Origin of the sequence: Macrococcus bovicus (assembly GCF_030376725.1) — a bacterium.
GTDB lineage: Bacteria > Bacillota > Bacilli > Staphylococcales > Staphylococcaceae > Macrococcus > Macrococcus bovicus.
Genome location: NZ_CP128470.1, coordinates 1,973,764 through 1,992,085, shown reverse-complemented (window position 1 = coordinate 1,992,085; position 18,322 = coordinate 1,973,764). Strand labels below are relative to the sequence as shown.

Here is an 18,322-nt window from a genome sequence, read left to right as displayed (position 1 = left end):
AAACTGACCCCTTAATTTTTATTAAAACTGATACTTTTATAATATCAGTTTATTCGCTACATTAATAGGTGAAATGAATTTGAAGGAGTGTAGCAAATGTCTAAGATCTTAGGTTCAGATAAAGTAAAACGTGGCATGGCAGAAATGCAAAAAGGTGGCGTCATCATGGACGTTGTCAACGCGGAACAGGCTAAACTGGCTGAAGCAGCGGGTGCTGTGGCGGTTATGGCTTTAGAACGTGTGCCAAGCGATATCCGTAAAGCGGGTGGCGTTGCCCGTATGGCAGATCCACGTATCGTTGAAGAAGTGATGAATGCTGTTTCTATACCGGTTATGGCTAAAGGTCGTATCGGTCATATCACTGAAGCACGTGTACTAGAAGCGATGGGTGTGGATTATATCGATGAATCTGAAGTATTAACACCTGCTGATGAAGAGTTCCATTTAAAGAAAGATGAATTCACAGTGCCATTCGTCTGTGGCTGCCGTGATCTAGGTGAAGCAGCTCGTCGTATAGGTGAAGGCGCAGCAATGCTCCGTACTAAAGGTGAACCGGGGACAGGTAATATCGTAGAAGCTGTGCGTCACTTACGTAAAGTGAATGCACAAGTTCGTAAATTATCAGTGATGAATGATGATGAGATTATGACAGAAGCAAAATTACTGGGTGCCCCTTATGAAGTCTTAAAAGAAATTAAGACACTCGGCAAGTTACCGGTTGTGAATTTCGCTGCAGGCGGCGTTGCCACACCAGCTGATGCTGCGCTGATGATGGAGCTGGGCGCGGACGGCGTCTTCGTTGGTTCTGGTATCTTCAAATCAGAATCTCCGGAGAAATATGCTAAAGCAATCGTCCAAGCCACTACACACTATCAGGACTATGAACTGATCGGTAAGCTGTCTAAGGAATTAGGCGCAGCGATGAAAGGCTTAGATATCAATTCTCTTTCACTTGAAGAAAGAATGCAGGAACGTGGCTGGTAAGATGAAAATCGGTGTACTCGCGCTGCAGGGTGCTGTTCGTGAGCACCTGAAGCATATCGAACTGAATGGGCATGAAGGGATTCCGGTTAAGCACGTCGAACAGCTGAAAGAGCTTGATGGCCTTGTGCTGCCAGGCGGGGAATCAACAACGATGCGCCGTCTGATGGACCTCTATGGTTTTACGTCAGCCTTACGGGAAAGTGAACTGCCGATGTATGGCACTTGTGCCGGTCTAATTCTTCTCGCTGATGAAATAGAAGGCTATGAAGAAGGGCATCTAAAGAAAATGGATATCAAAGTCCGCCGTAATTCTTTCGGCAGACAAGTGGACAGCTTTGAAGCAGAGCTTGATGTAAAGGGCATAGAAGAGCAGGTCAACGCGGTCTTCATCCGTGCACCGCACATCGTCTCAGTAGGTGATGGGGTAGAAATCTTAAGTGAAGTAGAAGATAAGATGGTAGCGGTGAGACAGGGTAAATATTTAGGTATTTCATTTCATCCAGAGCTGACAGATGACATCAAGATTATGAAATATTTCATCGAAGAGATGGCTGCTCAAAACAAATAGAAGTCACCGGCATAGGCCGGTGGCTTTTTTGCAAACAGCTAGCAGGATTTTTAGTCTGAATGGTGATATAATGTGACATTATATTTAAAGGAGTTTTATATAATGAATCTGACACTTACAGAAGCAATCAAAGCGAGAAAATCAGTCAAGGAATTCGATCCGAACGTCAAAATTCCGCACGAAGAAATGCTCGAAATGATTAAACTTGCCGCAGAAGCACCATCATCCGTTAATCTACAGCCATGGCGCTTCGTTGTTGTTGAATCTGATGAAGCGAAAGCCAGCATCAAAGATTTAGTGCGTTTCAATACTCGTCAGCTAGAGACAAGTGCTGCATTTATTCTCGTATTATCAGATAATAGACATGCAGAAGATCTCGAAAAGATTTATGGCAAAAATGTTGAACTGGGCTATATGCCTGAGGATGTCATGAAAACCAATGTGGCTTATATGAAAGAATTATTCTCACAGGCACCTGCTGAAGCACTTCAGATACAAGGGATGATGGATGCCAACCTAGCCGCTATGCAGCTGATGCTGATCGCCAAGGATCATGGCTATGATACGAATCCAATCGGTGGTTTTGAACGTGATGAAGTGCTGGATGCTTTAAGTATCAATAAAGAACGGTATGTACCGGTCATGTTCATTGCGATTGGTAAAGGTGTGAAAGCGCCGCATGATAGCAGCCGTCATGAAATAGAGGAGATTGTTGCCTTTAACGGAGGAAACGCTGAAGGTATAATTGGACAATAAAAGCTCAAAGAGGGACTGGCCCTCTTTGAGCTTTTATTTTTCCTCTGTAAGAAGAGGCTGATCCGGTTTGACAAAAAACCACATGATGATGGCGAAGATCACCGGGATAATCGTCAGCATGAGCGTATTGGTCCAGCCAATCTGATCAGCCAGAAATCCACACAGAATCGGACTGATGAGTGCGCCGATATTACCCCATAAATTCATCCAGCCTGACACAGTGCCTGAGAAGTTTCTTCCAAGGTCAGTGGCTGCTGCCCAGCTCATCCCCATTGATAAACCGATTCCACCTAAAGAAAGTGAGAACCAGATGATAGCGATATGGACATCTTTAGCCATTAACGAGAAGTAAAGTGCGCCGCAGAAGACAGCAAAGCCTATGATCGCGATGATGCCACGCCCGGCAAACTTAGAATAGCCGCTGGAAATAATCTTATCTGAAATGGTGCCACCCGATAGAATCAGAATGAACATTGCAAGCCAAGGAACAGCGGCAAATGTACCCATATCTTTCAGTTGAACATGATACTCTTCTGCCAGGTAAGTCGGCAGCCATATCAAGAACAGCGCAATAACAAACTGTACAACAAAATACTGCGCGGCAATAGCGTAAAAACTGAAACGCCCGAAAAACTTCCGCCAAGGTGCACTTGTTTTGTTAGTGTCAACTGTATCACGTTCTGCCATAATGAGTTCTCTTTCAGCCTCGTTGACCCATTTATGGTGTTCAGGCAGATCTTTGGCAATCACTGCCCAGAGCAGAGCGATTAATATACCGATGAGTCCGAAAATAACAAAGACAGCCTGCCACCCGAACGCCTGTGTAATGGCAATCGTGACAAAAGGTGCTAAGACAGGACCGAAATAACTGCCGGCGAGGAGCGCACTTGAAGCACGGCCTTTTTCTGTCTTGCGGAACCAGTATGTATTGAATACTGCATTAGAAGGATACATAGGCCCTTCACCTACACCGAATAAGAAACGAATCGCATACAGAAGTCCATGGTGCTTGACAAGCCCCGTCAGAATGGTAAAGGCGCTCCACCAGACGAGAGCGATGGTCAACATTTTCTTAGGACCGAATTTTTCAGCCATGATACCTGCAGGTACCTGCATCAAGGCGTAACCTAAAGAAAAGAATGATGCGAGTAACCCGAACTGGGTTTTATTCATGTTTAAGTCTTCCATCATAGGGCCGGCAATAATTGAGATGTTAGAGCGATCCATATAGGCGATAACGCCGATGATAAAGAACGCAAACATAAAATACCAGCGAATTTTAGTTGGTTTTGTTTTCATATATCCCCCTTGAACATATAGTCATCAGATGACCGGTTGAGTTGCTTCTCTATATTATCATATCAAAAAAACGCTTTCAACAATTTATTTTCTGAATATTCTATACTTCAGATTTCGTTCTCTCATTTCATAGCCAGAGGGCTGCATTTGCTATAATACAACTATAACTATTATGGAGGAAGATGACTTGGGACGTATCGAGAAGAAGAAGTTGTATGAAGAAATTGCCGATATTATCAGTGACAATATTAGATCGGGGCAACTTGTAGAGGGAGAGAAACTGCCTTCTATTCAGAGTCTTGCCAGTGAGTATGGCGTAGGGCCGGCATCTATCAGAGAGGCATTAAATGCTTTAAGAGTCATGGGACTGGTGGATATCAGACATGGTGAAGGGACATTTGTAAAGGCCAGCAGCCCTAAAGCATTTACAGTGGAGATGGCGATCTTTAAGAAGAAAGATATTGAGGAACTGTTAGAAGTCAGAAAGATGATTGAAGTCGGTGCCGTCAAAATAGCAGCTATTCAGCATACGGATGAGCAGCTGAAGAATATTCAGGCAGCACTGCTTAAAATGAAGCAGGCCATTTCAGAGAATGAACTCGGTGAAATGAGTGATCTCGAATTTCATATGGCGATTGCTGAAGCCACCAATAACAGTTTACTGAAAAAGCTTCTATCTGACGTGTCAGATGTCATGAAAACCACGATGAAGGAAACACGGAAAATCTGGCTTTATACCCAGGCAAAAACGATTGAACGCTTATATCACGAGCATCGTGAAATCTACGAAGCGATTGCTGAAAGAGATAGTGACAAAGCGGCGAAGTATATGATTGCGCACCTTGAAGAAGTCGAGCAGGTATTGATCGCTCATTTAAATATCGATTAAGCGGTTGCAAAAAAACGTTAGGTGACATAAACTTGTATTCATAATCATATGGTCATCTGATGACTATAAACTCTGTTGGGCACAGAGAGGAGAAAGGGTGGTTATGATGAAAGTGAGTTTGTTTAGTACATGTCTTGTAGATGTGTTTGAGAAAAAAGTAGGAATTGCGACGGTAGAATTGCTTGAAAAACTGGGCTGTGAAGTCGATTTTCCTGGTTCCCAGGTCTGCTGCGGGCAACCTGCCTATAACTCCGGCTACGTTCAGGATGCCAAAAAGGCAGCTAAAAATATGATCAAGGCATTTGAGAACTCGGAAGTTGTCGTGAGTCCGTCAGGTTCTTGTATTACAATGTTCAAACATTATCCGCACTTATTTGAAGACGATGCGGCATGGCAGCTGCGGGCACAGCGTCTAGCAGATAAATCCTATGAAATCACACAGTTTATTGTTGAGGTCCTGGGGATCACAAATGTCGGGGCGAAGTTGACGGGTAAGGCTACGATGCATCCATCATGTCATATGACGAGGCTGCTCGGTAATGTGACAGCACCGAAGAAATTACTTGCTGAAGTAGAAGGACTGGAAGTGGTTGAGCTGCCCCAATACTATAACTGCTGTGGTTTCGGCGGCACGTTTGCAGTTAAGATGCACGACGTATCCGGCGAGATGGTTGATGAGAAAGTGGACTGTATCCTAGAGAGTGGCGCAGATTATTTGGTCGGCGGTGACGCCAGCTGTCTGATGAACATCTCTGGCAGGCTGAAACGACGCGGCGCAGATGTTAAGGTGGTCCACATTGTTGAGATTCTCAATAATCAAGTGGAGGCGGTCACATTATGAGCATGAAAATTGGTGAGGAGACATTCAAAAAAGCGGTCAAGACAGAACTTAAAGATACGTTTATGCGTGGTGCAGTATCGAGTGCACAGGACCGTCTGCGTGAGCGTAAGCTGAAGGCACAGGAAGAGCTCGGGAACTGGGAGGAATGGCGCAGCCACTCCGAGGAGATTCGTCAGCACACCCTCGCAAATCTGGACTATTATCTTAATATGCTGGCAGAGAACGTCAGTAAGCGTGGGGGACATGTCTTTTTTGCAGAAACGGCTGAAGAAGCAAATGAATATGTCCAGCAAGTGCTGAAAGACAAAAATGCCAAGAAGGTCGCTAAGTCAAAATCAATGGTCACTGAAGAGATCGGACTGAACCAGGCGATGGAAGCAGTCGGCTGTTCAGTCGTTGAGACTGACCTTGGGGAGTATATTCTGCAGGTTGATGATCACGATCCGCCTTCTCATATTGTGGCGCCTGCACTTCATAAAAATAAGGAACAGATTCAGGCTGTCTTCCATGACAAGCTAGGCTATGACCGCACCTCCCAGCCGGAAGATTTAGCGCTCTTTGCACGCCAGAAGCTGCGTGAGGAGTTCTTAAGTGCAGATGTCGGCATCACAGGCTGTAACTTCGCGGTCGCTGAGAGCGGTTCATTTACACTTGTGACAAACGAAGGAAATGCGCGCCTGGTGACGACATTACCGAAGACGCAGATTACAGTCATGGGGATGGAACGCATCGTGCCGAGCCATAGTGAGATGGAGGTGCTGGTCTCTATGCTGACAAGAAGTGCCGTCGGGCAGAGGCTGACGAGCTACGTGACGACGCTTACGGGCCCGCGTGCTGAAGATGAGATTGACGGGCCGGAGGAGTTTCATCTGGTCATCGTAGATAACGGTCGCTCCAAAATACTGGGGACACAGTTTCAGTCTATTCTGCAGTGCATCCGCTGTGCGGCCTGCGTCAATGTCTGTCCGGTGTACCGTCAGGTCGGCGGTCATTCGTACGGTTCCATCTATCCGGGACCGGTAGGCGCTGTCTTGTCTCCGCTACTCGGCGGATACGAGGAATACAGTGAGCTGCCGTACGCTTCAACGTTATGCGGCGCCTGTACAGAAGCCTGTCCCGTGAAGATTCCGCTCCATGATTTACTGCTGAAGCATCGCCAGGTGATCGCCGAGGAAAAGAAGATGACGCCAATGGCTGAACGTCTTGTCATGAAAGGATTCGGAGTAGGGGCGTCGCAGGCGACACTTTTCAAGTACGGTACAAAGATGGCGCCATCCTTGATGTCTCCATTTGAGAATAAGGAAGTGCATATGATTACAAAAGGGCCGAGACCGCTCCATGCCTGGACGGATACGAGAGATTTCCCGATGCCTGATGATGAGAACTTCAGAGACTGGATGAAAAACCGGTTGAAAAGAGGTAAGGATTAATGACAGGAACTATTTACAATAAAGAGCGATTTCTTAAGAATATCAGCCAGAACTTATCAAGACCTATGCCCGCACAGGTGACCAAGCCGGCCTGGCAGTTCAGACCGCAGGATAAGACATTAGCGGACTTATCACAGGATGAGCTGGTAGAGGTGATGAAACAGCACAGCATTGCCATCCATACAGATATCATCGAGACCCGTTCAATTGAAGTGAATGAGGTGCTCGCACGTGTGATTGCCACATATGGCGGTGGAGAAGTCATCGCCTGGAACGATCCTCGTTTTGATGAACTAAATATTGATTTAAAAAAGTATGATACTTTCATCTGGGATGAGACAAAAGGTGCGGAGAATATCGAAGTTGCAGAACGCGCCAATATCGGTATCACCTTCAGTGATGTGACACTTGCTGAAAGTGCGACAGTAGTGCTGTACGCAGATAAAGGGAAGGGGCGCAGTGTCAGCCTGCTGCCGGCTACATATATAGCGATTATTCCGAAGTCGACAATAGTCCCACGGTTTACACAGGCAGCAGAGCAGATTGACCAGAGAAACAACGATGCAGATTTTCCGACATGCATCAACTTGATCACGGGTCCGTCCAATTCTGCAGATATTGAAATGAAGCTGGTGGTCGGTGTCCACGGGCCGATCAAAGCGACTTATATCATCGTAGAAGACTACTAAAAAAAGCTTCGAAATCAATTGATTTCGAAGCTTTTTTATTACAGGAAGAAGCCTGCGATAGTCGCAGAGATGAATGAGACAAGCGTCGCACCGTAGAGTAACTTAAGACCGAAACGAGCGACAACGTCACCTTGCTTATCATTCAGTGATTTAATCGCACCCGCGATAATCCCGATAGATGAGAAGTTGGCAAATGAGACTAAGAAGACTGAAACGATACCAATGGCACGTTCAGATAACTCACCTGTTTTATTATTGACGATATTTTGAACATCCAGCATCGCGACAAACTCGTTAGATACGAGTTTAGTGGCCATAATTGAGCCTGCACGTACCGCATCATCCCAGGAGATACCTGTTAAGAATGCAAGAGGTGCAAAGACATACCCGAGTAAAGTCTGGAAGTTGACTTTCCCTGGTGTAAATGCATCGACAATACCGTTTAACATGGCAATCAAAGCGATATAACCGATCAGCATGGCACCTACTATCACTGCAACTTTGAAGCCATCCAAGATGTATTCACCCAACATCTCGAAGAATGACTGTTTATGTTCATTTTCAGTCATGATGACATTGTTTTCTTCCTCATCTGATACACGGTATGGATTGATGATAGAAGCGACGATAAAACCACCGAATAAATTTAAGACGATTGCTGTTACGACGTATTCTGGTTTAATCATCGTGAAATAAGCGCCGACGATAGAAAGTGACACAGTCGACATGGCTGAAGCCGTTAATGTATATAAACGGTGTTTAGGGATATAAGGAAGTTGTTTCTTCAGTGAGATGAAGACCTCAGATTGCCCTAAGATGGCTGACGCAACCGCATTATAAGACTCCAGTTTCCCCATGCCGTTGATTTTAGAGATCGCAAGCCCTAAATATTTAATGATAAAAGGTAAAATTCTTAAATACTGTAAAATACCGATTAAAGCAGAGATAAAAGTGATAGGCAGTAAGACTTGAGTAAAGAAGTTATTCATAGCCTCACCTTTGTCGTTCAGGTTGACCATGTTAGGGAATACAAAGTTAACCCCTTCAGCAGCATATCCTAATAAGTATCCGAAGCCTGTTGCAAGATTATTGACCAGCCATACTCCGCCTGGTGTCTTCAGCAGTAAGAATGCCAGGAGAAACTGGATGACGAGCATAATACCGATATATTGCCATCTGACATTTTTCTTATCTGAACTGATTGCCCATGCGAGTAACAGGAAGATGACGATACCTATCGCCCCGATAATATAATTCATGTTATTCCTCTCTTTCATATATAAACTAAACATCATTAAATATCATACTACATTTATTATGAAAGCGGTACCTCTTTTAGAAAGGAGAGACAAATTGTTTGCACTCATTCTGCATTGTCCCTATAATAAAGTCAAAGATGGTCAAAAAGAGGTGAAATCATGAAAAATATGTCTGACATTATCGAACAGTATTTAAAGCAGCTACTTGAACAAAGCGGGGATGCAGTGGAAATAAAGCGTTCAAAGATCGCCGAGAAATTTGACTGTGTACCGTCGCAGCTCAATTATGTTATCAAGACCCGTTTCACAAGTGAACATGGCTATGAGATAGAGAGTAAGCGTGGTGGTGGCGGCTATATTCGTATTACGAAGATTGAGTCCAATGATCAAGGGGCGTTTATCGACCACTTGAGTGCTATGACCGGCCAGCATGTCAGTCAGCAGAAGGCAGAGCATATTATTGATGCTTTATCACAGAATGACTTGATTTCAGACCGTGAGAAACGTCTGTTACTCGCGACGATTCACCGTGATACCTTATACGTAGATGTACCATATAGAGATTATATCAGAGCGAATATTCTGCAGAATATCCTGACAGTTATTCGTTATCATTAGCGAGGTGCAACATGAATTATAATGATGAAGAATTTACAATGAATCAGCTGCTGAAACATCTGTTCAGAGAGGAGCAGGCAGAACCTGTCTGTCCGAACTGTGGTCTTGCGCTGAGTGAAGCCCTGCATATCGGTAAATTCGGTTGTCACACTTGCTATGCCACTTTCAGTGATTATGTCCCGCAGATTGTTGAACGCGTGCAGGCAGGCAACCAGAAGCATACAGGTCAGGCACCTCTCAAGTCAGCACAAAAAATCAAGCTGAAGAAGCAGATAGAAGCGCTTGAGGCTAAACTGGAAGGGTTAGTCGCTGAACAGGCTTTTGAAGAAGCGGTGCTAGTACGTGATGAAATAAAAGCGCTGAGACAGAGGGGGGATTCCGATGCTGGATAAACATTTGAATGTGCAGCTGGGGGACTGGATGCAGCAAGCCGATCAGCCCATTATTCTGAGCTCCAGAATCAGGCTCGCTCGCAATCTTGAGGATTTTGTGCATCCGCTTATGTATGATGATCAGACAGGAGAACAAGTACTGAACGCGGCATCCGCTGTCCTGGGCTCACAGTTCGATGAAGTGAGACTTGCGGATCTTGACGTCAATGCGAGGCAGATGCTGGTGATCAAACATCTCGTAAGTAAGGAACTTCTAAGCCAGCCCCATGGCGCCGTCTTCCTCAGTGAAGATGAATCGGTGAGCATTATGATCAATGAAGAGGACCATATTCGTATTCAAGTATTAGGGCGTGACTTATCTCTTGATCAGCTCTATTTGAAAGCCAAAGAGATCGATCAGCAGATAGATGAGAAGATGACGATATCATTTGATGAGACGCTCGGTTATTTAACGACCTGTCCGACGAATATCGGCACAGGGCTGAGAGCGAGTGTCATGCTCCATCTGCCGGGGCTTTCCATCATGAAACGTATGACGCGTATTGCCCAGGCAATCAACCGCTTCGGTTATACGATTCGCGGTATATATGGTGAAGGAAGTCAGGGACTCGGCCATGTCTATCAGGTATCCAATCAGCTGACACTCGGTAAGAGCGAGGAAGCCATTATAGGCGACCTGAAGCAGATTGTTGAGCAGATTATCGGTGAAGAAGAAGCGATGCGTCAACGATTGTTTGACTATGACTATATCCAGACATCTGACCGCATCAACCGCAGTCTCGGTATTTTGAAATATGCACGATTGATCAGTGCAGAAGAAGCAAGTCTCAGACTAAGTGAAGTTAAAATGGGTATTGATATGGGAATCATTCCCGCCCAGCCATTTCGATTTAATGAGTTGATGGTGGCGATTCAGCCCCCATTTCTCAATACGATCAATGAAGCACTTGAAATAGATGAAAAAAGAGCCAAGATGCTTAGAGAGCATCTTTAAAGGAGGAAAAACCATGTTTGGTAAATTAACAGAACGCGCTCAGCGTGTCCTTGCACATGCACAGGAAGAAGCAATTCGCCTGCAGCATAATAATATCGGTACTGAGCATCTGCTGCTTGGTCTTGTCAAAGAGCCTGACGGGATTGCAGCAAAAGTACTGGCAGAGTTTGATATTACGGAAGAAAAAATCATCAATGAGGTCGAGCAGCTGATCGGTCACGGGACAGGTCTCGGTGGCACCATCCAGTACACACCAAGAGCGAAAAAAGTGATTGAATTATCTCTTGATGAAGCACGTCGCCTGAATCATTCATTCGTCGGCACGGAGCATATCCTGCTGGGTCTGATCCGTGAAAATGAAGGTGTCGCGGCACGTGTTCTTGCTAATCTGGACTTAAATATCACGAAAGCACGGGCGCAAGTCGTGAAGTTACTCGGCAGCCCGGAAATGAGCGCTAAAAATGCTCAAGGCTCAAAATCACAGGGTACGCCGACACTTGATGGACTGGCACGTGACTTAACGGTCATCGCGAAAGAAGGCACGCTTGACCCGGTCATCGGTCGTAGCCAGGAAATCATTCGTGTGATTGAAGTATTGAGCAGACGGACGAAGAACAATCCTGTTTTAATCGGTGAGCCTGGTGTCGGTAAAACAGCGATTGTTGAAGGATTAGCACAGGCCATCGTCAATAATGAAGTACCTGAAACGTTGAAAGACAAACGGGTGATGAGCCTGGATATGGGTACGGTGGTCGCAGGTACGAAATACCGCGGGGAATTCGAAGAACGTCTGAAGAAGGTAATGGATGAAATCCATCAGGCAGGCAATATCATTCTCTTCATCGATGAATTGCATACCTTGATCGGTGCAGGTGGTGCTGAGGGTGCAATTGATGCCTCAAACATTCTGAAACCAGCGCTGGCGCGCGGGGAACTGCAATGTATCGGTGCGACGACGCTTGAAGAGTACCGTAAGTACATCGAGAAAGATGCCGCACTGGAACGTCGCTTCCAGCCGGTGACCGTCAATGAACCGAGTGTTGAAGATGCGATTGAAATTCTGAAAGGTCTGCGCGACCGTTACGAAGCCCATCACCGCATTAAAATTACGGACGATGCTTTAGTGGCGGCAGTTAAGATGAGCGACCGCTATATCTCTGACCGTTTCCTGCCGGATAAAGCGATCGATTTAATAGATGAAGCGGGTTCGAAGGTACGTCTGCGTAACCATACCACACCGCCAAGCCTGAAAGAACTGGAATCAGAACTGGAACAGATTAAAAAAGAAAAAGATGCCGCTGTTCATTCCCAGGAATTTGAGGAAGCTGCAGCACTCCGCGACAAACAGACAAAACTGGAGAAACAGCTCGACGAAACGAAAAAAGAATGGAAGAAAAGTCAGGGTCAATCAGAATCAGCTGTCACTGAAGATGATATCGCGCAAGTCGTCGCACAGTGGACAGGTATTCCGATCAACAAGATTGCTGAGACAGAATCTAAAAAGCTGCTCAATTTAGAAGAGATTCTGCATAACCGTGTCATCGGTCAGCAGGATGCTGTGCAATCTATTTCTAAAGCTGTACGCCGTGCTAGAGCCGGCCTGAAAGATCCTAAACGTCCGATCGGCAGCTTTATCTTCCTCGGACCAACAGGTGTCGGTAAGACTGAACTGGCTAAAGCACTTGCTGAAGCGATGTTCGGTGAAGAAGATGCGATGATCCGGGTCGATATGAGTGAGTTTATGGAGAAACACAGTGTCTCTAGATTGGTCGGTTCTCCTCCGGGATACGTCGGTCACGAAGAAGGCGGTCAGTTGACGGAGAAAGTTCGCCGTAAGCCTTATTCAGTGATTCTATTCGATGAAATCGAAAAAGCGCATCCGGATGTCTTCAACATGCTGCTACAAGTACTGGATGACGGTCGTCTGACAGATGCGCAAGGGCGTACAGTTGACTTCCGCAATACAGTCATCATTATGACGTCTAACGTCGGTGCTCAGGAACTGAAAGACAATAAATTTGTCGGCTTCGGTGCAAGTGCAACAGGTCCTGACTATGAGACAATCCGTAAGACGATGATGAATGAACTGAAAAACCAGTTCCGTCCAGAATTCTTAAACCGTGTAGACGATATCATTGTCTTCCACAAGCTTGAAAAAGACCACTTAAAAGAAATCGTCACATTGATGGTCGGCAGTCTGGCGAAACGTCTGGAAGAACAGGATATTCATATCACTTTAACAGATGCTGCGAAAGAAAAAATTGCAGATGAAGGCTATGATCCTGAATATGGTGCGCGTCCGCTCGCACGTGCCATCCAGAAGAATATTGAAGACCAGTTATCAGAAGAACTGCTGAAAGGTCATACATTAGCAGGACAGGATGTCAGAATTGATTATGTAGATGGTCAGTTCGATATTCAGACAGTCGCAAGAACGGCTGCAGAATAAGATTAAACCCCTGAAGTATATGCTTCAGGGGTTTAATTGTATTAAGCATAAAAAGAGTTTAAAATGGAAAGATAAAGATACAGGAGGAACTGCATTGGCAAAAACGAAAGTAACATTTGAATGTATGGCTTGTGGTTACCAGTCGCCTAAATGGATGGGTAAATGTCCGAACTGCGGGGCCTGGAATCAGATGGAAGAAGTCATTGAACATAAGGCCAAAGGACCGAAGACGACTATTACCGACACATCTTCCAGTCAGAAGGTAGAGAAACTGAAGGATGTCACAAAAGAGACCACTCCGAGATCGACAACTTATATCAAAGAATTTGACCGTGTGCTCGGGGGAGGCATCGTGCCCGGTTCATTGATTTTAATCGGCGGGGACCCGGGTATCGGTAAATCGACACTTCTGCTGCAGGTCTGTGCACTTTTATCGCAGCATGACAATGTGCTTTATATTTCAGGGGAGGAATCTGTCCGTCAGACAAAACTTCGTGCCGACCGCCTTAGTGAAGACGCGGGAGAACTCAGTGTCTATGCAGAGACCAATCTGCAGATCATCCATGAGACGGTGAAGAAAATAGAGCCTAAATTCCTGGTGATTGATTCCATCCAGACGATATTCCATCCGGAAGTCACTTCAGCTCCGGGTTCTGTCTCACAAGTCCGTGAATGTACGCAGGAGTTGCTGCGCATGGCGAAATCCATGAATATTGCCACCTTTATTGTCGGGCACGTGACGAAAGAAGGCCAGATTGCGGGCCCACGGCTACTCGAACATATGGTCGATACTGTTCTCTACTTCGAGGGCGATACACACCATAGCTACCGGATACTGCGTGCTGTCAAGAACAGATTCGGTTCAACGAATGAAATGGGTATATTTGAGATGCGTCAATCCGGTCTGAAAGAAGTGCTCAATCCTTCTGAAATGTTTCTGGAGGAACGGACGAAAAATGTCGCTGGTTCTACTATTGTCGCAACGATGGAAGGAACAAGACCGTTGCTTGTAGAAGTGCAGGCACTTGTTACACCGACTTCATTCCATAATCCGCGCCGTACTTCAACAGGTATTGATCAGAACCGTCTGAGTCTGCTGATGGCTGTTCTCGAGAAGAAGCAGGGTCTCCTCCTGCAGCAACAGGATGCTTATATCAAAGTAGCAGGCGGGGTCAAACTGGATGAGCCGGCTGTGGATCTGAGCGTCGTCATCAGTATTGCTTCAAGTTTCAGCGACAAAGCAACACGCGGAGATGATTGTTATATCGGGGAAGTAGGGCTGACAGGGGAAGTCAGACGGGTTGCACGTATAGAGCAGCGCGTACAGGAAGCGGCAAAGCTCGGGTTCAAACGTGTCATTATTCCGAAAAATAATATCGGCGGCTGGGATTTTCCGCCGAACATCGAAATTCTGGGTATTACTAATATTGCGGAAGCAATTAGAATTGCTTTTAATTAAAGGAGGTGAATATATGTTAAAACGATTAATGACACTTGTTTTTATTATTATCGGCGCTTCACTCGGTATTTTTATGGTACCGGAAATCATGCGTATCTTTAATCTGAAGCTGCACCCTCTACTGATGAACACTTATGTCGATGGCCTGCTCGGAATCATTGTCTTCATGTTATTGTTTTACTGGCTTATTGATAAAGTGGTGGCACTGATCGTAAAAGGTGAGGGCCTGCTCCTCAAAAGAAATTTAATGGAAATCGTCTTTGCGACACTCGGCATGATGATGGGTCTTGCTATCGCTTCGATGATCAGTCTTATTCTTGTCTCCATCGGGTTTTCCCTGCTGCGCAATACCATCCCGGTCATCTTGGCCGTTATTTTAGGTTATCTGGGCTTCCAGGTGGGTCTCAAAAAGCGTGAGGAGATTCAGAATGTACTGCCCGAGCGCTTACAGGGACAGAAGAGAAAAGTGAACGACAGTGCTAAACTTCTTGATACGTCAGCTATTATTGACGGGCGCATTTTAGAGATTGCCAAATGTGGTTTCCTGGATGGAACTATTATTGTGCCGCAAGGGGTGCTTGATGAACTGCAGCTTATCGCGGACTCTACTGATGGACTTAAGCGTGATAAAGGACAGAGAGGATTGGATATTCTTGAGGCGCTGCGTCAATCCGGTCATCCGGTTAAAATTGTGCCGGGCCATAAGGAAATCCGTGAAGTCGATCAGTTGCTCGTGAGGATGGCAGCAGAGACCAAGGCGAGCGTTATCACGACGGACTATAATTTAAATAAAGTCTGTCGTGTGCAAGGGATTAAAGTTTTGAACGTCAACGACCTTTCAGAAGCGATCAAGCCGGTTGTGCAGCAAGGCGATCAATTCAAGTTGCTGATTACTAAGTCAGGTAAAGAAGAGAATCAAGGTGTCGGTTATCTTGAAGACGGTACGATGGTAGTCGTCGACCATGCGAAACAGAATATCGGCGAAGAACATCAGGTAGAAGTCCAGTCTGTCCTTCAGACCGCTTCAGGCCGAATCATTTTCACAAAGAAAGTAGCGGACAAATAATGTATACAGTTATCATTCCTGCAGCAGGGCAAGGTAAAAGAATGGGCAGCGATAAAAACAAAGTACTGCTGGAACTGAACCAGCGCCCCATCATTTTTCATACGGTATCGCGATTTGAACAGGATGCTAGCTGTAATGCGATTTATCTGGCAGCACGTCAGGAAGAGCTGACAGAACTGACGACCATCCTTCAAGGATTTACCAAAGTGAAAGGGCTGGTGGTCGGTGGCAGTGAACGTCAATACAGCATTCATAATGTGCTTAAGACGATTCCCCCTTGTGAGGTTGTCATGGTGCATGATGCCGCGCGCCCCTTCGTTTCACATGAAACCTTGACTCAGCTCTATGACGGCGCTCTGGCGAGAAAGGCTGCCATCGCTGCTGTCCAGGTCAAAGATACAATCAAAGTCGTCAATGATCTGATTATCGATCACACACTGGATAGAACGACGCTCTGGCAGGTTCAGACACCTCAGGCATTCGCATATGATTTGCTCATGGAAGCCTATAGCCAGGCAGAGCGCGACAGCTTTCTCGGCACGGATGATGCGTCGCTAGTTGAGCGTCTCGGCCATCCGGTTTCGGTCGTGGTCAGCGATTATGACAATATCAAATTAACAACACCGGAAGATTTATATTTTGCTGAAGCCATCATGAAGAAAAGAGGGATAGAATGTTCAGAATAGGATTTGGTTACGACGTACATCAATTACAAGAAGGACGTCGCCTGATTATCGGAGGGCTTGAAATCCCTCATAGTAAAGGGCTGCTTGGTCACAGTGACGCAGATGTGCTGCTTCATGCGATTACAGATGCCATGCTCGGTGCGGCAGCACTCGGTGATATCGGTAAACTATTTCCGGATACAGATATGGCATTTAAAGATGCGGATTCAAAGGGATTGCTGGCGGAATCTTATACAGCGGTTAAAGAAAAAGGCTACGTAATCGGTAATATAGATGCGACGATTATTGCTGAAAAACCCAAATTCCGTCCGCATATAGATACGATGCGACAGATTATTGCAGACGTGCTGACGATTGATATCACTCAGGTGAATATTAAAGCAACTACGAACGAGAAGATGGGCTACTTGGGCAGAGAAGAAGGAATTGCCGCGCAGGCTGTGGTATTATTGAATCAGACTAATTAAATTGGAGTGACATAAATGGATAAAGTAAGAGTCAGATATGCACCGTCACCAACCGGCTTCCTGCATATCGGGAATGCGAGAACAGCATTGTTCAACTATTTATTTGCGAGACATCATGGCGGTGATTTCATCGTCCGTATTGAAGATACTGATACTGCTCGTAATGTAGAAGGCGGCGAGGAATCACAGCTTCGCTATCTCAAATGGTTAGGACTTGAATGGGATGAATCAGTCGACAAAGATGGGGGCTACGGGCCTTATCGTCAGTCTGAACGCGCGCATATTTACAATCCTATTGTCGAGCAGTTACTTGCTGAAGATAAAGCGTACCGCTGCTATATGACAGCTGAAGAGCTGGAAGCAGAACGGGAAGAACAGCAGGCACGCGGTGAGATGCCTCGTTACGGCGGACAGCACGCCCATTTAACGAAAGAGCAGGAAGAAGCTTTTATCGCTGAAGGACGCGAACCAAGTATCCGGTTCCGTGTACCGCAAGGTAAGACGTACACATTCAATGATATGGTCAAAGGGGAAGTGTCGTTTGAATCTGACGGTATCGGTGACTGGGTGATTGTGAAGAAAGATGGCATTCCGACTTATAATTTCGCGGTGGCCATTGATGACCACTTCATGGAAATCTCGCATGTCATCCGCGGTGATGATCATATTTCCAACACCCCTAAACAGATGATGATTTATGAGGCACTTGGTTATGAAATCCCGACATTCGGCCATATGACGTTAATCGTCAATGAGGAACGTAAAAAATTATCTAAACGAGACGGCTCCATCATTCAGTTCATTGAGCAGTATCATGACCTCGGCTATCTGCCGGAAGCATTATTCAACTTCATCGGTCTGCTCGGCTGGTCACCAGTCGGGGAAGAAGAGATTTTCTCTAAAGAGCAGTTCATTGAAATGTTTGATGAGCACCGTCTGAGCAAATCCCCTGCCTTCTTTGATAAGGTGAAGCTTGCTTGGATCAACAACCAGTACATGAAGGACAAGGATCTGGATACAGTCTTTGACATGACGCTGCCTCATATGCAAAAAGCAGGACTCATCTCAGCGAATCCATCAGAAGAAGAACTGAGATGGGCTAAAAGTTTAGTGGAACTTTATCAGCAGCAGATGAGCTATGCAGGTGAAATCGTTGAACTGTCTGAGCTGTTCTTCAAAGATGAATTACAGCTGAACGACGAAGCGACTGAAGTCGTAAACGGTGAACAAGTTCCCGAACTCATGCGTGCCTTAAAAGAGAAGCTGAATGAACTTGAAACGTTCGATGCAGCAGCCATTAAAGCGGCCATTAAAGCAGTTCAGAAAGAAACCGGCATCAAAGGTAAAAATTTATTTATGCCGATCCGTGTAGTGGTCTCCGGACAGACGCATGGTCCGGAATTACCGAATACGATGGAACTGCTGGGCAAAGAGAAAGTACTTGAACGTATTGAGCCTTACACAGTATAATAACGA

At 45.7% G+C, this 18,322-nt stretch carries 18 protein-coding genes; 16 read left to right on the top strand and 2 right to left on the bottom strand.

Annotated features, from left to right (window positions below):
• The first annotated feature begins 96 nt into the window (after positions 1–96).
• The 3 genes from pdxS (at position 97) to QSV55_RS10840 (ending at position 2,308) form a co-directional block, all read left to right on the top strand.
• Entirely contained in the window at positions 97–984 is an 888-nt protein-coding gene (pdxS, locus tag QSV55_RS10850; RefSeq protein ID WP_289650182.1) for a pyridoxal 5'-phosphate synthase lyase subunit PdxS, read from the top strand.
• Position 985: 1 nt separating this feature from the next.
• Positions 986–1,552 carry a pyridoxal 5'-phosphate synthase glutaminase subunit PdxT gene (gene pdxT / locus QSV55_RS10845; protein WP_289651082.1) on the top strand — a complete coding sequence of 189 codons (567 nt, stop codon included), beginning with the start codon at positions 986–988 and terminating at the stop codon, positions 1,550–1,552.
• A 102-nt stretch (positions 1,553–1,654) separates the two neighbouring features.
• Positions 1,655–2,308, top strand: a complete 654-nt coding sequence (locus tag QSV55_RS10840; RefSeq protein WP_289650181.1) for a nitroreductase family protein — start codon at positions 1,655–1,657, stop codon at positions 2,306–2,308.
• A 33-nt stretch (positions 2,309–2,341) separates the two neighbouring features.
• Here QSV55_RS10840 and QSV55_RS10835 read toward each other — a convergent pair whose 3' ends face one another.
• Complete coding sequence (locus tag QSV55_RS10835) at positions 2,342–3,607, bottom strand: MFS transporter (protein ID WP_289650180.1); 1,266 nt, start codon at positions 3,605–3,607, stop codon at positions 2,342–2,344.
• Between the two features lie 187 nt (positions 3,608–3,794).
• Here QSV55_RS10835 and QSV55_RS10830 point away from each other — a divergent pair, with 187 nt between their 5' ends.
• The 4 genes from QSV55_RS10830 to QSV55_RS10815 all read left to right on the top strand — a co-directional run bounded on the left by QSV55_RS10830 (position 3,795) and on the right by QSV55_RS10815 (position 7,456).
• A complete protein-coding gene (locus QSV55_RS10830) occupies positions 3,795–4,496 on the top strand; it encodes a FadR/GntR family transcriptional regulator (protein WP_289650179.1) in 702 nt (233 codons plus the stop codon).
• Positions 4,497–4,602: 106 nt separating this feature from the next.
• On the top strand, positions 4,603–5,337 hold the full coding sequence (locus tag QSV55_RS10825) for a (Fe-S)-binding protein (RefSeq protein WP_289651081.1): 735 nt from the start codon (positions 4,603–4,605) through the stop codon (positions 5,335–5,337).
• Complete coding sequence (locus tag QSV55_RS10820; protein WP_289650178.1) at positions 5,334–6,767, top strand: LutB/LldF family L-lactate oxidation iron-sulfur protein; 1,434 nt, start codon at positions 5,334–5,336, stop codon at positions 6,765–6,767. Before QSV55_RS10825 ends, QSV55_RS10820 begins: the two co-directional genes overlap by 4 nt.
• A complete protein-coding gene (locus QSV55_RS10815; RefSeq protein ID WP_289650177.1) occupies positions 6,767–7,456 on the top strand; it encodes a LutC/YkgG family protein in 690 nt (229 codons plus the stop codon). The genes QSV55_RS10820 and QSV55_RS10815 overlap by 1 nt, the downstream gene beginning before the upstream one ends.
• Positions 7,457–7,494: 38 nt before the next feature.
• Here QSV55_RS10815 and QSV55_RS10810 read toward each other — a convergent pair whose 3' ends face one another.
• A complete protein-coding gene (locus QSV55_RS10810) occupies positions 7,495–8,715 on the bottom strand; it encodes a NupC/NupG family nucleoside CNT transporter (RefSeq protein ID WP_289650176.1) in 1,221 nt (406 codons plus the stop codon).
• 159 nt (positions 8,716–8,874) lie between these two features.
• Between QSV55_RS10810 and QSV55_RS10805 the strand changes: the two genes are divergently transcribed.
• The 9 genes from QSV55_RS10805 to gltX all read left to right on the top strand — a co-directional run bounded on the left by QSV55_RS10805 (position 8,875) and on the right by gltX (position 18,316).
• Positions 8,875–9,333, top strand: coding sequence for a CtsR family transcriptional regulator (locus QSV55_RS10805; RefSeq protein WP_133452237.1), 459 nt, complete (start codon positions 8,875–8,877; stop codon positions 9,331–9,333).
• 11 nt (positions 9,334–9,344) lie between these two features.
• Positions 9,345–9,725, top strand: a complete 381-nt coding sequence (locus QSV55_RS10800) for a UvrB/UvrC motif-containing protein (RefSeq protein ID WP_133452236.1) — start codon at positions 9,345–9,347, stop codon at positions 9,723–9,725.
• A complete protein-coding gene (locus QSV55_RS10795) occupies positions 9,715–10,719 on the top strand; it encodes a protein arginine kinase (protein ID WP_289650175.1) in 1,005 nt (334 codons plus the stop codon). The genes QSV55_RS10800 and QSV55_RS10795 overlap by 11 nt, the downstream gene beginning before the upstream one ends.
• A 13-nt stretch (positions 10,720–10,732) precedes the next feature.
• On the top strand, positions 10,733–13,168 hold the full coding sequence (locus QSV55_RS10790; RefSeq protein WP_289650174.1) for an ATP-dependent Clp protease ATP-binding subunit: 2,436 nt from the start codon (positions 10,733–10,735) through the stop codon (positions 13,166–13,168).
• Between the two features lie 94 nt (positions 13,169–13,262).
• Positions 13,263–14,627, top strand: a complete 1,365-nt coding sequence (gene radA, locus QSV55_RS10785; protein WP_289650173.1) for a DNA repair protein RadA — start codon at positions 13,263–13,265, stop codon at positions 14,625–14,627.
• A gap of 13 nt (positions 14,628–14,640) precedes the next feature.
• Positions 14,641–15,693: a PIN/TRAM domain-containing protein gene (locus QSV55_RS10780; protein WP_289650172.1), complete on the top strand. Its 1,053-nt coding sequence runs from the start codon at positions 14,641–14,643 to the stop codon at positions 15,691–15,693.
• On the top strand, positions 15,690–16,379 hold the full coding sequence (gene ispD / locus QSV55_RS10775; protein WP_289651080.1) for a 2-C-methyl-D-erythritol 4-phosphate cytidylyltransferase: 690 nt from the start codon (positions 15,690–15,692) through the stop codon (positions 16,377–16,379). Before QSV55_RS10780 ends, ispD begins: the two co-directional genes overlap by 4 nt.
• The gene (gene ispF, locus QSV55_RS10770) at positions 16,367–16,846 is read left to right on the top strand and encodes a 2-C-methyl-D-erythritol 2,4-cyclodiphosphate synthase (protein WP_289650171.1); all 480 of its coding nucleotides are present in this window, start codon (positions 16,367–16,369) and stop codon (positions 16,844–16,846) included. Before ispD ends, ispF begins: the two co-directional genes overlap by 13 nt.
• Positions 16,847–16,861: 15 nt before the next feature.
• Positions 16,862–18,316: a glutamate--tRNA ligase gene (gene gltX, locus QSV55_RS10765; protein ID WP_289650170.1), complete on the top strand. Its 1,455-nt coding sequence runs from the start codon at positions 16,862–16,864 to the stop codon at positions 18,314–18,316.
• The last annotated feature ends 6 nt before the right edge of the window (positions 18,317–18,322 follow it).